Origin of the sequence: Muricauda sp. SCSIO 65647 (assembly GCF_021534965.1) — a bacterium.
Lineage (GTDB): Bacteria > Bacteroidota > Bacteroidia > Flavobacteriales > Flavobacteriaceae > Flagellimonas_A.
In genome coordinates this window covers 437,476-452,457 of sequence record NZ_CP091037.1, presented here as the reverse complement: position 1 = coordinate 452,457, position 14,982 = coordinate 437,476, and the positions used below count along the sequence as shown (strand labels likewise).

At 42.1% G+C, this 14,982-nt stretch carries 16 protein-coding genes and 1 tRNA gene; 6 read left to right on the top strand and 11 right to left on the bottom strand.

Translation table 11 applies throughout. The features are described from left to right. Nucleotides 1–30 precede the first annotated feature (30 nt). The 5 genes from aqpZ to L0P89_RS01960 all read right to left on the bottom strand — a co-directional run bounded on the left by aqpZ (nt 31) and on the right by L0P89_RS01960 (nt 3,167). Nucleotides 31–723: an aquaporin Z gene (aqpZ, locus tag L0P89_RS01980; protein WP_235266730.1), complete on the bottom strand. Its 693-nt coding sequence runs from the start codon at nt 721–723 to the stop codon at nt 31–33. A gap of 68 nt (nt 724–791) precedes the next feature. Continuing rightward, on the bottom strand, nt 792–1,310 hold the full coding sequence (locus L0P89_RS01975) for an SRPBCC domain-containing protein (protein ID WP_235266729.1): 519 nt from the start codon (nt 1,308–1,310) through the stop codon (nt 792–794). Next, the gene (locus L0P89_RS01970; RefSeq protein WP_235266728.1) at nt 1,307–2,443 is read right to left on the bottom strand and encodes a serine hydrolase; all 1,137 of its coding nucleotides are present in this window, start codon (nt 2,441–2,443) and stop codon (nt 1,307–1,309) included. The genes L0P89_RS01975 and L0P89_RS01970 overlap by 4 nt, the downstream gene beginning before the upstream one ends. A 10-nt stretch (nt 2,444–2,453) precedes the next feature. Further along, nucleotides 2,454–2,708 carry a hypothetical protein gene (locus tag L0P89_RS01965; protein ID WP_235266727.1) on the bottom strand — a complete coding sequence of 85 codons (255 nt, stop codon included), beginning with the start codon at nt 2,706–2,708 and terminating at the stop codon, nt 2,454–2,456. 3 nt (nt 2,709–2,711) lie between these two features. Next, nucleotides 2,712–3,167, bottom strand: coding sequence for an SRPBCC family protein (locus tag L0P89_RS01960; protein ID WP_235266726.1), 456 nt, complete (start codon nt 3,165–3,167; stop codon nt 2,712–2,714). A 263-nt stretch (nt 3,168–3,430) separates the two neighbouring features. Here L0P89_RS01960 and L0P89_RS01955 point away from each other — a divergent pair, with 263 nt between their 5' ends. The 5 genes from L0P89_RS01955 to L0P89_RS01935 all read left to right on the top strand — a co-directional run bounded on the left by L0P89_RS01955 (nt 3,431) and on the right by L0P89_RS01935 (nt 9,585). Further along, nucleotides 3,431–4,159, top strand: coding sequence for a peptidyl-prolyl cis-trans isomerase (locus tag L0P89_RS01955; RefSeq protein ID WP_235266725.1), 729 nt, complete (start codon nt 3,431–3,433; stop codon nt 4,157–4,159). Next, on the top strand, nt 4,119–5,555 hold the full coding sequence (locus tag L0P89_RS01950) for a peptidylprolyl isomerase (RefSeq protein ID WP_235266724.1): 1,437 nt from the start codon (nt 4,119–4,121) through the stop codon (nt 5,553–5,555). Before L0P89_RS01955 ends, L0P89_RS01950 begins: the two co-directional genes overlap by 41 nt. Nucleotides 5,556–5,559: 4 nt before the next feature. Further along, entirely contained in the window at nt 5,560–6,513 is a 954-nt protein-coding gene (locus tag L0P89_RS01945; RefSeq protein WP_235266723.1) for an AAA family ATPase, read from the top strand. Nucleotides 6,514–6,672: 159 nt separating this feature from the next. Beyond that, nucleotides 6,673–8,943, top strand: coding sequence for an aconitate hydratase (locus tag L0P89_RS01940; RefSeq protein ID WP_235266722.1), 2,271 nt, complete (start codon nt 6,673–6,675; stop codon nt 8,941–8,943). 78 nt (nt 8,944–9,021) lie between these two features. After that, the gene (locus tag L0P89_RS01935; protein WP_235266721.1) at nt 9,022–9,585 is read left to right on the top strand and encodes a TlpA family protein disulfide reductase; all 564 of its coding nucleotides are present in this window, start codon (nt 9,022–9,024) and stop codon (nt 9,583–9,585) included. Nucleotides 9,586–9,587: 2 nt separating this feature from the next. Here the strand turns inward: L0P89_RS01935 and L0P89_RS01930 are convergent, their stop codons facing one another. From L0P89_RS01930 to L0P89_RS01910, 5 genes are all read right to left on the bottom strand, one after another. Next, nucleotides 9,588–10,040, bottom strand: a complete 453-nt coding sequence (locus tag L0P89_RS01930; protein WP_235266720.1) for a sterol desaturase family protein — start codon at nt 10,038–10,040, stop codon at nt 9,588–9,590. Next, complete coding sequence (locus L0P89_RS01925; RefSeq protein WP_235266719.1) at nt 10,040–10,882, bottom strand: phytoene/squalene synthase family protein; 843 nt, start codon at nt 10,880–10,882, stop codon at nt 10,040–10,042. Before L0P89_RS01925 ends, L0P89_RS01930 begins: the two co-directional genes overlap by 1 nt. Before the next feature lie 3 nt (nt 10,883–10,885). Further along, on the bottom strand, nt 10,886–12,343 hold the full coding sequence (locus tag L0P89_RS01920) for an NAD(P)/FAD-dependent oxidoreductase (protein WP_235266718.1): 1,458 nt from the start codon (nt 12,341–12,343) through the stop codon (nt 10,886–10,888). A gap of 10 nt (nt 12,344–12,353) precedes the next feature. Then, nucleotides 12,354–13,253 carry a MerR family transcriptional regulator gene (locus L0P89_RS01915; RefSeq protein WP_235266717.1) on the bottom strand — a complete coding sequence of 300 codons (900 nt, stop codon included), beginning with the start codon at nt 13,251–13,253 and terminating at the stop codon, nt 12,354–12,356. Between the two features lie 146 nt (nt 13,254–13,399). Beyond that, nucleotides 13,400–13,483 (bottom strand) — tRNA-Leu (locus L0P89_RS01910). 179 nt (nt 13,484–13,662) lie between these two features. Here L0P89_RS01910 and L0P89_RS01905 point away from each other — a divergent pair. Continuing rightward, a complete protein-coding gene (locus L0P89_RS01905) occupies nt 13,663–14,484 on the top strand; it encodes a universal stress protein (RefSeq protein WP_235266716.1) in 822 nt (273 codons plus the stop codon). Between the two features lie 3 nt (nt 14,485–14,487). On the opposite strand, the gene L0P89_RS01900 is transcribed toward L0P89_RS01905, so the two are convergent. Further along, nucleotides 14,488–14,904: a hypothetical protein gene (locus tag L0P89_RS01900; protein ID WP_235266715.1), complete on the bottom strand. Its 417-nt coding sequence runs from the start codon at nt 14,902–14,904 to the stop codon at nt 14,488–14,490. Nucleotides 14,905–14,982 lie beyond the last annotated feature (78 nt).

Here is a 14,982-nt window from a genome sequence, read left to right as displayed (position 1 = left end):
GTCCCGACCTGTAATGGGTCGGGACTTCTTTTATCCTCTCTTTTCGGGCGACAGATAGTTGTATACGATTCCGGCGATGATGGCCCCTAAAATAGGCGCTATCCAAAAAAGCCAAAGTTGGGGAACGGCCCATGAGCCATCTGCAAAAAGGGCCTGACTGGTACTTCGGGCAGGGTTTACAGATGTGTTCGTTACAGGTATACTGATTAGATGAATAAGGGTAAGTCCAAGACCGATCGCCAAGCCCCCCATATATTTTGGGGCTTTGGAGTGGGTGGCCCCTAAAATGATGATCAAGAACATGAAGGTCATCACCACTTCGGTAATAAAAGCGGACGTCATACCGTAACCACCGGGCGAATGCTCTGCATAACCATTGGCCGCAAAGCCACCTATTTCAAAGCCAGGCTTTCCAGTAGCGATCAGATAAAGAATTCCTGCGCCCGCTATGCCTCCCAGTATCTGTGCCACAATATAGGGCAATACGTCTTTTTTACTGATTCTGCCACCAACGGCCAATCCGATGGTCACTGCAGGGTTCAGGTGACAACCCGAAATATGGCCAATGGCATAGGCCATGGTCAATACGGTGAGTCCGAATGCCAAGGCGACCCCTACAAATCCGATTCCGAGTTCAGGAAACGCTGCAGCAAGTACCGCACTTCCACATCCACCAAGAACCAACCAAAGCGTACCGATAAACTCAGCTACAAGTTTTTTCATAATGATTCTTATTTAGTTAGTATACCTGTTTAGAAACTATTTTGGCAATAAAGTCACATCTTGACCATTTACATATTAACATAGATATGACCGGCCTGTGGAATGTCGGTGAGGTCGAATTCTTTTTCATTCAACACGATACCATGTTCTAGGAAGGCCTTTAGGTTGGCCAACCAGAATGTCCACCCACAGCTACAGCCGTTGTATATGTTCATTTTGGTCTCTTCATCGGTGGGCATATCATACTGTCTTAAGGTGAGTAGTACGGCATCTTTTTTATCTTCAAGCGCAACGGAAACTTTGCAAATGTCATTGGCAAATGAAAATTTGAAAAAATCAGAGCCGTTGGCCTCCAAGATGGTGCCTTTTTCTTTTCCGTTCCAATTGTGCCATTCCCAAGTATAGTCATCACCTGTTTGTATGAGGCTCTCAGGCTTCCTGTTTTTTCCTTGTGCATCTGTATAGACCGCTTTCCGTAAGAACCATGTTTCAATGCCCGTTTTTGTGGCCCAACACCAATACAGCTTATCCAAGGGTGCCTTGATATATATTTTTTTGGTGAATTCGGTAAAGTCAAAAGGTTTCATTTTTTGCGTTTTAGTTCATATTCATAAAGTTCACGACCCAATTGCGCCAAAAAAGGAATGCCCACCTCATCATACTCATAGAGATCGTCATTGAATATTTCATCTTTGTTCACCAAAATGGTGGCCGTGAGCATAAAGTCGACATTGTTTTTGGTGTCTTTTATATAAGCACAATCGGTAAGGGTACCGTAGGCATAGCCCACCTTGTTATAAATGTTGATATAGTCTGGCAAAGGTTCTTCTGAATCACCATAGATGAAGAACTTGCCATAGCTGTCATAGTATTTTTCTTTTTGATAGTCCGCCTCTTTAGGGAGTATTTGCATGGCGTTCAACAGAAAATGATGCTGGTCGTTGGTGAGGTCAAAACGTTCTTCCTCTGAAAATTGCTCGGGAAAAATAATCCGTTTCAACAAAGCATGCTGGGCTTTGATAGGGTAATAATTTTTCAACCCAAAGTCAAAAGGCTCTTGGTATAGGGAATCTTGGGCATAAAACCCCTTTCCTTTTTTGATTCCCATTAGTTTCAATGCAACCGGAACATTGTTGACAATGGGGTTGGAAGTCACCGTGGTGCTATCATTCGTATAGATGATCAAGGGTTTTGTCGTGACATCATCGCCATTTTTGACCGACAACCGGTGCGAAATACGTATGGGCGCAACACCTCTTTTTTTCAATCTTTGATTGAGGTCGTCGAACCCCAAAAACTCAATTAACCTGTTATTGGCGGCATTATCGCTGACAGCAAAAATTTGGAGTATGGCCTCAGAAAAACTGGTCTCTATAGAATCACCCTCGATATAAAACCGGGTATCGCGATGTACCGAATCGATTTCGTTCAGTTTTTCCAGTGCGACAACTGCTGCGGGAAACTTAACTGTGCTGGCCGGATAAAAATAGGTACCGACATTGACCTGAAAATCGTAATCGGTAAAATTTAGACTATCACCATAGCGGTCGATTTGGGTATATCGTATCTGCACCTCGTATTGGTCGAGATTGTCAATCACCCGTTTGATACGGACATCTTCTGATGACAGGGCCTTTTTTAAAGGGTCACCCGCTGTTTTTTGTTCACATGCCAAGAAAAATGAGGCAACAATGGCCACCACCAAAAGGGTTCTTGACATGAGCTGTTGTTTACATCTCTTCATAGACCTCACCTCTATGGGGTTTTAATACATCTCGAACGCTTTTCATCTCTGATTCATCGACCACCATGTAAGCCATGCTGTGCATATCGCTGAAATGGGAAAAACCTGTGATGTCGTTGTTTAATTTTTCGAGAAAGATAAATTCTGCCAAATGCTTTTCATGGTGTTCTGCGGTTTTGGCGGCTGCAGGACCACGAAAGTCCCAGATGAGTTTTATTTTTCGATGTACCGATTTTTCCATGAGTTATTTTTCGTCAAGCACTGAAATGCCCTTTTCAGCAAAGTTTTTAAAATCTATGGCATATTTCATTGACTGTTTTTTAAAGGCACCTGGCATGAGCAACCCCATGAGTCTCATGCCCAATGAAGAGAATTGAAACTCACTTTCAGAAATCCAACGGGTCTTGCCATCTTCTTCCTTGAAATAATTTTTCTGAATGTTATGTACCCCTTTGGTATCGTATGTCAGATGAAATTCTTCTGGCAGGTTTCTTTTGATGATCGTCTCTACCATTTCAATAGTTTTCTTTCCCATTTTGTATTTAAGGTTCATTCGGGCACCTTCTTCACCAGGGTTTTGCGAAAGCTGTTCGTAGCCCATGAAACCTCTTTGCCAGTGTTTCATGTTTTCAGCATTGTCGAGTTTCTTGAGAAATTCATCTCTGGGAAGGTCAATAAGAATCTCGGTAGTGTATTTCATTGGTGTTGGTTTTGCTTACTAATGTACTAAAATATTGACTTGCAGTGCCTACTAAAAATCTGTTAATCAAGGTAGAGTACTCTTGCCCAACATGAAGTTATTGTTATTTTTGCCAAATGCATTTTTCGGCCAAAGTCAACCCCAAACTTATTTTTTTAATAGGTATATTCAGCCTTGTATCATCTTGTAGCTCCTTTTTTAAGGAAAAGGAAGAGAAAAAACCCATAGCGAGGGTAGGTGAACACTACCTCTACCGAGAAGATATGGAACCTTTGGTAGACGAAAGCCTATCACCCCAAGATAGTACGGCTTTTGTCGTGAACTACATCAACAATTGGGCGGCAAAGCAGTTGCTGCTATCAAAGGCCAAAATCAATCTTTCTGAAGAACAACTTTCAAAGTACGATAAGCTTGTTGATGAATATCGCACCGATCTCTACACCCGGGCCTATCTCGATGCCCTGGTCGAGCAATCAAACGATACTACGATCAGCAGCGCTGAACTACGAGGGTTCTATGAAGATGAAAAAGAGAATTTTGTATTGAACAAAAAATTGGTTCAGCTTCGTTTCGTGGTGCTGCCCAATCAATTTCTTAATAAGGACGAGGTTAAAGAGAAGTTGCGGACTTTTGAGGATGATGATCGTCGATATCTCGATTCCATAGCGGTACAGTTCAAGAAATTGCACTTGAACGATTCGGTTTGGGTCAGTGCATCAAGGGTCATTAATGAAATCAGCCCCCTGAATTCTGATAACCAGCACAGGTACTTAAAAAAATCACAATTTTTTGAACTGCAAGATTCATTAGGGGTATATTTGGGAAAAGTTATCCAAGTTTTAGAGGCCAATGAAATCGCACCATTGCCCTATATTACCCCCAATATACGACAGATTATCCTTAACAGAAGAAGACTTGGCCATATCAAAAAATTACAAACGGAAATCATAGATGAAGCAATCAAAAAAAATGAATTTGAACTGTATAGATAGAGTAAGCTCGTTGTTCTTGTTGTTCATGACGGTCGGACTGGCTTATGCTTTTGGTCAAGAATCGGCTGAGATGACTGCCGTGAACGATACCGTGAAATCCATCAACAAAGTAAAGATAGATGGTATTGCAGCTGTGATAGGTGACTATGTGATATTGGAATCTGATATTGAAAAGACATTGATCGATCTTCGGAGCCAAGGGGCATCGACCGAGGACATCACGCACTGCCAGCTATTGGGAAAATTGATGGAAGACAGGCTGTATGCCCACCAAGCGGTGCAAGATAGCCTTTTGGTATCAGATGATCAAGTAAATGCCCAAAGCGATGCACAAATCAATGAACTGGTCTCTAGAATTGGAAGCATTGAAAAAATGTTGAAGTACTACAAAAAACCAGATCTAGAATCATTTAGATCTGAACTTTTTGAAATCAACAAACTGCGTATGCTCTCAGAAAAAATGCAGGGCAAAATAGTAGAAGATCTTGAAGTGACCCCAGAAGAGGTACGGCAGTTTTTCTTTAAGATTCCCGAAGGTGAGCGACCAGTATTCGGTGCAGAACTTGAAATTGCCCAAATAGTAAAGCAGCCAAAAGCATCTGAAGAAGAAAAACAAAAGGTCATCGATCGGTTAAAGACCATTAAGCAAGATGTCGAGGAAAATGAAGCAAGCTTCAATGTCAAGGCCATTTTGTATTCGCAAGACCCTGGTTCAAAATCAAAAGGCGGCCTCTATCCTGGAATGACGAAAGAGACCCCGTTTGTAAAAGAGTTCAAAGATGCAGCTTTCAGTCTTCAAGAGGGCCAGATTTCCGAGCCTTTTGAGACCATGTTCGGTTATCATATTGTCAAGGTTGAGAAGGTAAGGGGCCAAGAGCGTGATGTGCGACATATCTTGTTGATTCCTGAAATTTCTGAAAAAGCTACTGAGACCGCCCTTAAAGAACTTGATACCATTCGCCAGCACATTCTTGATGGCAAGTATACCTTTTCTGAAGCGGCCCTGAATTTTTCAGATGAAAAAGAGACCAAATTTGATGGCGGACTTCTTAGAAACCCCATCAACTTTGATTCCCGTTTTGAATTGACGAAAATGGATCCAACACTCTATAACCAGGTAAGAAATCTAAAGGATGGTGAAATTTCGAAAGCTGTAAGGGAAGATGACCCTAGGGGAGGGGCACCCAAATTCAAGATTATGAAAATCTCGAACCGATATGATGAGCATGTGGCAGATTTTGCCAGAGATTACATAAAGATTCAAGAATTGGCCTTGCGTGAAAAGCAACTCAAAGCCATCCAAAAATGGATGACCGAGCACATTCAAGACACCTATATACATGTTGACCCCGAAAACAAAGACTGCAATTTTGCCAATAACTGGTTAAAAGAGTAAATGCATGTCTGATGTAGCCGCAATCAAAAACCTTGTTGAAAAACACCGGGCCCTAAAGAATGAGATCGCAAAGGTCATCATAGGGCAAGATGAGGTAGTTGATCAGATTCTGTTGTCTATATACACTGGGGGGCATTCATTGCTCATTGGTGTTCCCGGTTTGGCAAAGACCCTCATGGTGAATACCATTGCCCAGACCCTTGGCCTGGACTTCAAGCGTATTCAATTTACCCCTGATTTGATGCCAAGCGATATTTTGGGCAGCGAAGTGCTTGACAAAGACCGCAATTTCAAATTTATCAAGGGCCCTGTCTTTGCCAATATTATTTTGGCCGATGAAATCAACAGAACCCCGCCCAAAACACAGGCAGCACTGTTGGAAGCCATGCAAGAGCGTGCGGTGACCATTGCCGGTCAGCGACATAAGCTTGAATCACCTTATTTTGTTTTGGCGACCCAAAACCCAATTGAACAAGAGGGTACCTATCCCTTACCAGAGGCACAACTAGACCGCTTTATGTTCGCCATTAAATTGGGCTATCCATCCATTGACGAAGAGGTCGATATCGTGAAATCGACCACATCAGATCGGTCAGTGGTGCTCAACACGCTTTTCAGCGCAGATGCCATCAATGACATTCAGCATCTTATTCGTCGAATCCCTGTTCCTGATAATGTGGTTGACTATGCGGTTAAGCTGGCCAATAAGACCAGGCCCACGCTTGATGGCGCTTCCGATTTTGTCAAGAATTATATCGATTGGGGAGCCGGCCCCAGGGCATCCCAAAATTTGGTTTTGGGGGCAAAGGCCCATGCCGCCATATCAGGCAAGTTTTCCCCTGACATTGAAGATGTAAAAGCGGTGGCACATGGTATCTTGAGACATCGAATACTCAAAAACTACAAGGCTGAGGCCGACGGCATATCCATCGAAGCGATTATTGATAGCCTTTTGTAAAGGCATATTTTTGTCCGTGAAATAATCAGGATGTGATAAAGACCGGCACAGATTTTTGATAACTGCCAAAAAGCGTGCTAATCAGCGCATGATTAGTTTCAAAGCCCGCTCTTATTTTGTAATTTTAGCAAATTATAATTTCGAAAATTCAACTACAAAATGGCATTTGATATAGACATGATCAAGAGCGTCTATGCTACCATGGGCGAACGGGTAGAAATAGCGCGAAAATTGGTGGGAAGACCCCTTACCCTTGCAGAGAAAATTTTGTACTCCCATCTATGGGAAGGCAATCCGCAAAAAGCTTTTGCCAGAGGTAAGGATTATGTCGATTTTGCCCCCGATCGTGTCGCTTGCCAAGACGCTACGGCACAAATGGCGCTTCTGCAGTTCATGCACGCCGGCAAGCCCAAAGTTGCGGTACCTACCACCGTGCACTGTGATCACTTGATTCAGGCCAAAGTAGGAGCGGAAGCAGATTTGAAAAGGGCCAACGAAACCAGCAATGAAGTTTTCGATTTTCTAGAATCGGTCTCGAACAAATATGGAATCGGTTTTTGGAAACCTGGCGCAGGGATTATCCACCAAGTGGTATTGGAGAATTATGCCTTTCCTGGGGGGATGATGATCGGTACGGATTCACATACTGTAAATGCCGGTGGATTGGGCATGGTAGCCATAGGAGTAGGCGGCGCCGATGCAGTTGATGTAATGGCCGGAATGCCTTGGGAGTTAAAGTTTCCCAAGCTCATTGGGGTCAAACTGACCGGAAAATTGTCAGGGTGGACGGCCCCCAAAGACGTTATTTTGAAAGTGGCCGATATTCTAACGGTAAAAGGAGGTACGGGCGCCATTATCGAATATTTCGGTGAGGGAGCCACCTCAATGTCATGCACCGGTAAGGGTACGATCTGTAATATGGGTGCCGAAGTTGGGGCCACGACCTCTACTTTTGGCTATGACGAATCAATGGATCGCTATTTAAGGGCCACTGATCGTGTCGATGTGGCAGATGCGGCCAAAGAGGTAAAAGAACATCTAACCGCCGATCCCGAGGTCTATGAAAATCCAGAGGATTATTTCGACCAACTGATAGAAATCGACCTATCTACCTTAGAGCCCCATCTGAACGGGCCTTTCACACCAGATTTGGCGACCCCCATATCAGAGATGAGTGAAGCGGCAAGAGAAAACGATTGGCCTTTGAACGTTGAGGTCGGACTTATCGGTTCTTGTACCAATTCATCTTATGAAGATATTTCAAGAGCGGCATCTTTGGCAAAACAAGTGGCCGATAAAAATCTAAAGACAAAATCAGAGTTTACCATCACCCCTGGTTCTGAGCAGGTTCGTTACACGATTGAACGTGATGGCTTTATCGATACGTTCAACAATATTGGCGCCACGGTATTTGCCAATGCCTGTGGCCCCTGTATCGGTATGTGGGACCGCTATGGTGACAAGGCGGCCAATGGCCCCCGAAATACCATTGTACATTCGTTCAATCGAAATTTTGCAAAGCGGGCTGATGGCAATCCAAACACCTTGGCCTTTGTGGGTTCGCCCGAACTGGTCACCGCCATCGCCATTGCAGGCCGGTTAGATTTCAACCCTGTAACCGATAAACTGATCAATGAGGATGGGGAAGAGGTAATGCTCGACGAACCACGCGGGTATGAACTGCCACCAGAAGGATTTGCAGTCGAGGATGCCGGATATATACCTCCAAAAGAAGATGGAAGCGGTGTTGAGGTAAAAGTGGCCAAAGATTCTGAGCGGCTACAGTTGCTCGAGCCGTTTGTGCCCATTAAGCCAGAAGCCCTTAAAGGCATGAAATTACTTATCAAGGCATTTGGCAAGTGTACCACCGACCATATTTCAATGGCGGGTCCATGGTTGCGGTACAGGGGCCACCTCGACAACATTGCCAACAATACGTTGATAGGCGCTGTCAATGCATTTAACAAGAAGACAAATTTTGTCAAGAACCAATTAACGGGTGAATATGGTGGTGTGCCTGACACACAAAGGGCCTACAAGGCCGAGGGAGTCAAAACAATTGTGGTCGGTGACCACAATTATGGCGAAGGTTCTTCTCGCGAACATGCCGCCATGCAACCAAGGCACTTGGGCGTGGCCGCAGTATTGGTAAAATCTTTTGCAAGAATCCATGAGACCAATCTAAAAAAGCAGGGGATGTTGGCCTTGACCTTTGTCAATGAGAATGATTATGATCTTATACAAGAAGATGATACCTTTAATTTTGTTGATATCGCTGATTTCACTCCTGGCAAGCCCTTGACCATTGAAGTAATACATGCAGATGGAAGCAAAGATACCATTATGGCCAACCATAGCTATAATGTTTCACAGATAGAATGGTTTAAAGAGGGTTCAGCCCTGAACCTGATAAAAAAGGAAAATGCTTAACGCTTTGATGATTATAAATAAAAGAACTCCTGATTTTTCAGGAGTTCTTTATTTTTGAACAAACCTTCCCAACTAACCATGAAATTTAAAAGAAAAACCGTTCTCAACCTACTGCTCATTCTTTTTGTGCTGTCTTTCTTTGTAACCCCGATGGGCTATTATGGAAAGCTCTTTTTAATTAGGGCCTTCAACTTTGGCCCCAAAGTGATTGCTGAACAAGAAAGGAAAAAAATTGTCGATTATGACTGGAAACTGAAGGATGCCAATTGGGATTTTTTCAATTTCGAGAATTCGAAAGACTATGTTGTCTTTATCAATTTCTGGGCATCATGGAAATTGATTTCAGAAGCAGAGCTCCACAGCATTCAAAAATTATACGATAAATATGCGGGCGAAGTCGTTTTTTATGTCATTACCAATGAAGAACGCCCGCCGGTAGAAGAGTTCATGCAAAGAAAAGAATTCACTTTTCCGGTCACTTATTTGATCATTGGCGAAAAGGCCCCCGTAAATGTTGATATTGTGCCCTCATCGTACATCATCGACAAAGAGGGAAACATTGCGGTGCATGTAGAAGATGGCATAGCGAATTGGAACACCGATGAGATCCATCAGTTGTTGGACACACTGATTGCGCGATAATTTTACTTCTTCTTGAAATATTTAAAGGGCACTACCAACATTCCGAAGCATTCCCCATCTTCCTTGCCCAAATGTTTGTGATGAATTTTATGCGCTCTTCTGACCCCACGGGCATACCAGTTGTTGGCATTTCTGAATATTTTGAAACGTTGGTGGATAAAAATGTCGTGTACCATGAAATAGGCGATACCATAAGCCAATATACCAAAACCAAGAGGCCAACCGTACCAAAAGTCGGTCTGGGCACCTAAATAGAAACAGACCATGCTCACCACGGCATAAAAAAGAAAAAAAGCATCGTTGCGTTCAAACCATGAGTCATGATCTTTTTTATGATGGTCTTTGTGAAGACTCCAGAGAAATCCGTGCATGATATATTTATGGGTGAACCATGCCATAAATTCCATAAAGGAAAAAGTGGCCAAAAAAATCAATATCCAAACAAGAATCTTCATTACTGTACCAAATTTAATTTATAGTTGACATATGATTTCGCCAATAACCCAAATTTTTGATAATTAGGTACCCTAATGCGCGTATTTTTGATTTCTAAAGGCGGTGTTTTAACCAATTTGTCCAATAGCTTGTTATAATATTTGTATGCCGTATAAACACCAAACTTAGAATCATTGCAAAGTTTCGTTATGCCCAGATAACCCTTTTTGAAATCGTCTCTTATTTCTTCGACGATGCGATTTTTTGACTTTTCGTCAAGCTCTGCTAAATTGATGTATGGAAAATAGGTTCGGTTCAATTCTTCATAATCGGCCTTAAGGTCTCGTAAAAAATTCACTTTTTGAAAAGCAGACCCCAAGGCCATGGCCGACTCTTTCAATGCTTCGTATTTTTCTTTATCTCCCTTTACAAACACACAAAGGCACATTAGGCCAACCACGTCGGCCGATCCATAAATATATTCTTTATACTCGCTTTCGGTGCTATATTCTTTTTTGGTAAGATCCATTCGCATGCTCTTCATAAAAGAGTCTACCAAGTGTTTGGGAATTTGGTATGTGTGGTAGGTATGCTGAAAAGCATTCAAGATGGGGTTTAGACTGATTCGCTGTGAAAGGGCCTTTTCTAGATCATCTTCAAAGTGGTTCAACAAATCTTCTTTGTCATACTCATGAAAACTGTCAACAATCTCATCAGCAAACCTGACGAAACCGTAAATATTATAAATGTCTGACCGTATCGAGGATGATAGCATTTTAGTGGCCAAAGAAAAAGAGGTGCTATACGATTTGGTGACCGTTTTGCTGCATTGATACGAAACTTTGTCGAAAACCGCTTTCATGTACTATTTGTATTGTTTGATGATGAGGTCTGAAACCAATTTTCCTGATATCAAAGCGGGTGGAACACCTGGTCCCGGTACGGTCAATTGCCCTGTGAAGAACATATTCTTGACTTTTTTGTTCTTCAATGGTGGCCTTAGAAAAGCAGTTTGGCGTAGCGTATTGGCCATGCCATAGGCATTGCCCTTGTATGAATTGTAGTCTTTGACGAAATCTTTCACACAATAGCTTTCTTTAAATATAATGCTATTTTTAATCTCTTGCCCAGTGCGATGTTCGAACCTATCGGCAATGATGTCGAAATATTGGTTTCGCAGTGTATCGGTATCCTCCAAGCCAGGTGCGATGGGAATCAAGAAAAATCCTGTTTCACAATCATCAGGTGCCATTGTGCTATCAGAAACCGATGGAAAATTGGCATAGAACAATGGCTTTTCGGGCCATTTCGGATTGTCATAGATTTCTTTGGCGTGCGCCTCAAAATCAGTATCAAAAAATAGATTATGATGTTCAATATTTTTCAGTTTCTTGTTGAAACCAACATAGAACAAAAGGCTAGAGGGAGCAAAGGTTCTATTCTGCCAGTAGGTTTCAGAAAATTGCCTGTACCTTGCATCCAACAATGTTTCTGAATGGTGGTAATCGGCTCCGCTGACCACTATATCACAGGCTACTTCTTTGTTGTTTACCGTAACCGATCGCACTTGGCCTTTTGAAACATTAATTTTGTTGACCTGGCTTTCGGTATAAATAGCAACCCCCAATTCGGTGGCCAATTTTTGCATTGCCTCTATGATTTGGTACATACCACCTTTTGGATGCCAAGTACCCAAACCGAAATCGGCATAGTTCATAAAACTGTAAAATGAAGGGGTTTTACTGGGTTTTGCGCCTAGAAAGAGCACAGGAAATTCTAAGATGGAGACCAATTTGGGATTATTGACCCTTTTTCGAACTTCTTGACTGATATTCTTAAAAAACTGATCGATCCTGAGAACCGTGTCTGCCGTGACCAGCTCAAAAGGGGATTGCCCTGGTCTAAGCACTATGTCGTTGATGGCGACATCATAATTCTTTTTGGCCTTGCCAATGAACTTTCTAAGTTCTTGTGAACTTCCGGCTTCCAACCGTTCGAATTCTTTACAAATTTTATCAAGGCTATCACCTATGGTTACTTGATCATCGGTAAAAAATATTTTATAGGCGGGATCAAGCTTTTCAAGATGGTAGAAATCGGAGGTATTTTTCCCAAAGTCTTGAAAAAAATTTTCGAAGATGTCAGGCATCCAATACCAACTGGGCCCCATATCGAAAGTAAAACCATCTCTTTTGAGTTGTCGTGCCCTGCCACCAACAGTACTGTTTTTCTCGAGAATGACCACGTCAAAATTGTTTTTGGCCAAATAGCAAGCCGTAGACAGTGATGAGAATCCAGAACCTATGATTACAACTTTTTTCATTTAAATACGGCTAGAGTGCTTCTGCGAGTTGATCTATTGTGCCAAACGTTCTTACAGAACTCGGCAATTCATGCGACGAAAGATGCTGCAATTGACGTCCTAAAATCCAAAGTTTTGATTGGCCATGACGATTCAGGTCATTGGTGAAATCTGTAATATATTTTTCCAATCGATCTTTTGTCGGTGAGACCGTGAAGTAAGACACAAAATGAATATTGTCAAAGTACTTTAATAAATCACCCAGGTTTTCAAGAGGCATGGTCTGACCTAGATATATGGTTTTATAGCCTCTGAGCAGTATCTCATAGTTCACATAGAGCAGCCCTATTTCGTGTATTTCGTTCTCTGGAAGGAAAAGTGCGAAAACCTTATCATTCCTTCTTGGAGCCCTGGATTGCAATTGCTCGACATGTACATGGATTTTCTGTTTTATCAAGTTGGTGATAAAATGTTCGTGCGCCGGACTTATGGTATCGGTCTGCCACAAGAGGCCAAGTTCGGTCAAGAGCGGTATGAAAACATCGTAGAATACTTCTTTAAACGATTTTTTCTCTAAAAGCGCATCATATGTTTCGTAAAATAGACTTTGGTCGAAATTTACCATTGCCAGTTTTAAGGCATTTATGGCATGGCTCTTTTCACTTGTGCTTGAGATTATTTCACTGACTTTTTTGGGTATCTCACCTTCCGATATCCTGGCAATTTTGGAAATCTTGTAGCCGTTGTTGTAGAGCAAGGTGATGTTCAACAATTTTTGAAGGCTCGCAAGGCTGTAGGTGCGTATATTGGTACTTGTTCTTTCGGGAGTGAAAAGATTGTAACGTTTTTCCCATATTCTTATGGTATGGGCCTTAATTCCCGACAGGTTTTCCATATCGCGAATGCTGAACGATTGTTTTACATTGTTCATTTTTTTGTAAAAATGGTTAAACAAATGTAGTTTAATAAAGCATTCGACCTTTAAAAAGGTACGTTAAAATTTACATTGGAATAAAAATGGAGTGGATATAGGCCGGTAAAAACAAAAAAATCCCAACCAGATTTGGTAGGGATTTGTACCCGGGATGGGAGTCGAACCCACACGCTCTAATGAACACATGGCCCTCAACCATGCCTGTCTACCAGTTCCAGCACCCGGGTGTGCTTTGGGCAGGCAAAGATAGAAAAGTATTTTTACAGCCAAGTCCAAATTTTAGGTTAAAAGACCCGATATCTTACACCGGTTTTATTGGTGATAACTTTCATTTCAAATAATCATCGCAATCAGTACCTTTGGTGATAGACCCTTTTATGACAACAAGTTGATTGCTAAAAGTACCATGGACAAAATCTTGGTTCCGATTGATTTTTCTGAATATTCTCTGTATGCCTTGGAAGTGGCGGCCCAGATAGCCACAAAGACCAAAGCCAGTATAGTGATGTTGCATATGCTGGGGCTTTCAGAAGCAGTATTGGCAAAAAGTGACAGGCAAGAGCACGAAGAGGCCCAATACTACATGAACATGGCCAAAAAGCGCTTCAAACCCCTATTGGAGGAACCTTTTCTTAAGGGAATAGAGGTTGAGGTCATGCTTCAGAACTATACCATATTCAGTGAACTGGACCAAATTGCCGAAGAAAATTGGGTAGATTTGATTGTGATGGGCTCCCATGGGAATAGCGGAATCGGCCCTTTTGTGGTCGGGTCCAATACCGATAAGGTCATTCGAACCTCTCGGGTGCCCGTTTTGGTCATAAAGAGGAAACATTCCTCATTTGATGTGAACAAAATAGTGTTCTCGACCGATCTTGGGGAAGAGAGTATAAGGGCTTATAAAAGAGCTCGTGAATTTGCCGAAAGATTTTCGGCCGAATTGAAAGTGTTGTTTATAAACCTTCCCAACAAAGACTTCAAGAGTACCAAGGAAATCAACAAGAAAATCGATGTTTTTCGGGCGTTGGCCGGTACAGATGTTGTTATCGATGTTTCTAATGACTACAGCATCGGCAAGGGAATCATGGGCTTTTGTGAGAGACAGGGTGCAGACTTGGTCATCATTCCCACACGCGGCAGAACCGGGCTTGTTCACTTTTTTAAGGGCAGTATTGGTGAAATGTTGACAAAGCGTTCCGTTACCCCGGTGCTTACGATGAAAATATAGCCGTTATTTATCTTTTTTTAGAAGAAGTTCCAATTTGCCCAATAGCACCAATTCAGATTTATTTTTACCAGAAAAAGCATTGGCTATGGCATGGGCCGTCTTGAGGATAAGTTCTTTCACTTTTGGAGAAAAAATGCTATAGTGCTCATGGTAAAAATCCTCAAATTTTTCGAAACAACTAGGGCCCTCCTTTTCATATTCCAATAACCAATCAAATACAATTTCGATTTGAAAAGCGGAATCGGAGCCGAATTCATCTTCGGTATCATCTAATGAGAGCCATTGGTCGCGAACTATTTTTTTCAAAGCATCCAATTCTCTTATGTGTACAGATTGGTCTGCCATTGCAATTGAATAGAACAGACAACCTACTTTTTGGTAAAATGCATTGCCGACTTCTGATGAACTTGAAAGTGTCATGACATTAGGGTTATGAGAATAAATGTAGGGCAATCATATATCAAATTTGATGATATAAATCAGTTAATGACTACATTT

Coding starts and splice junctions, on each gene's coding strand:
- aqpZ (WP_235266730.1), bottom strand. CDS start 723: ATGAAAAAACTTGTAGCTGAGTTTATCGGTACGCTTTGGTTGGTTCTT.
- L0P89_RS01975 (WP_235266729.1), bottom strand. CDS start 1,310: ATGAAACCTTTTGACTTTACCGAATTCACCAAAAAAATATATATCAAG.
- L0P89_RS01970 (WP_235266728.1), bottom strand. CDS start 2,443: ATGTCAAGAACCCTTTTGGTGGTGGCCATTGTTGCCTCATTTTTCTTG.
- L0P89_RS01965 (WP_235266727.1), bottom strand. CDS start 2,708: ATGGAAAAATCGGTACATCGAAAAATAAAACTCATCTGGGACTTTCGT.
- L0P89_RS01960 (WP_235266726.1), bottom strand. CDS start 3,167: ATGAAATACACTACCGAGATTCTTATTGACCTTCCCAGAGATGAATTT.
- L0P89_RS01955 (WP_235266725.1), top strand. CDS start 3,431: ATGGAACCTTTGGTAGACGAAAGCCTATCACCCCAAGATAGTACGGCT.
- L0P89_RS01950 (WP_235266724.1), top strand. CDS start 4,119: ATGAAGCAATCAAAAAAAATGAATTTGAACTGTATAGATAGAGTAAGC.
- L0P89_RS01945 (WP_235266723.1), top strand. CDS start 5,560: ATGTCTGATGTAGCCGCAATCAAAAACCTTGTTGAAAAACACCGGGCC.
- L0P89_RS01940 (WP_235266722.1), top strand. CDS start 6,673: ATGGCATTTGATATAGACATGATCAAGAGCGTCTATGCTACCATGGGC.
- L0P89_RS01935 (WP_235266721.1), top strand. CDS start 9,022: ATGAAATTTAAAAGAAAAACCGTTCTCAACCTACTGCTCATTCTTTTT.
- L0P89_RS01930 (WP_235266720.1), bottom strand. CDS start 10,040: ATGAAGATTCTTGTTTGGATATTGATTTTTTTGGCCACTTTTTCCTTT.
- L0P89_RS01925 (WP_235266719.1), bottom strand. CDS start 10,882: ATGAAAGCGGTTTTCGACAAAGTTTCGTATCAATGCAGCAAAACGGTC.
- L0P89_RS01920 (WP_235266718.1), bottom strand. CDS start 12,343: ATGAAAAAAGTTGTAATCATAGGTTCTGGATTCTCATCACTGTCTACG.
- L0P89_RS01915 (WP_235266717.1), bottom strand. CDS start 13,253: ATGAACAATGTAAAACAATCGTTCAGCATTCGCGATATGGAAAACCTG.
- L0P89_RS01905 (WP_235266716.1), top strand. CDS start 13,663: ATGGACAAAATCTTGGTTCCGATTGATTTTTCTGAATATTCTCTGTAT.
- L0P89_RS01900 (WP_235266715.1), bottom strand. CDS start 14,904: ATGACACTTTCAAGTTCATCAGAAGTCGGCAATGCATTTTACCAAAAA.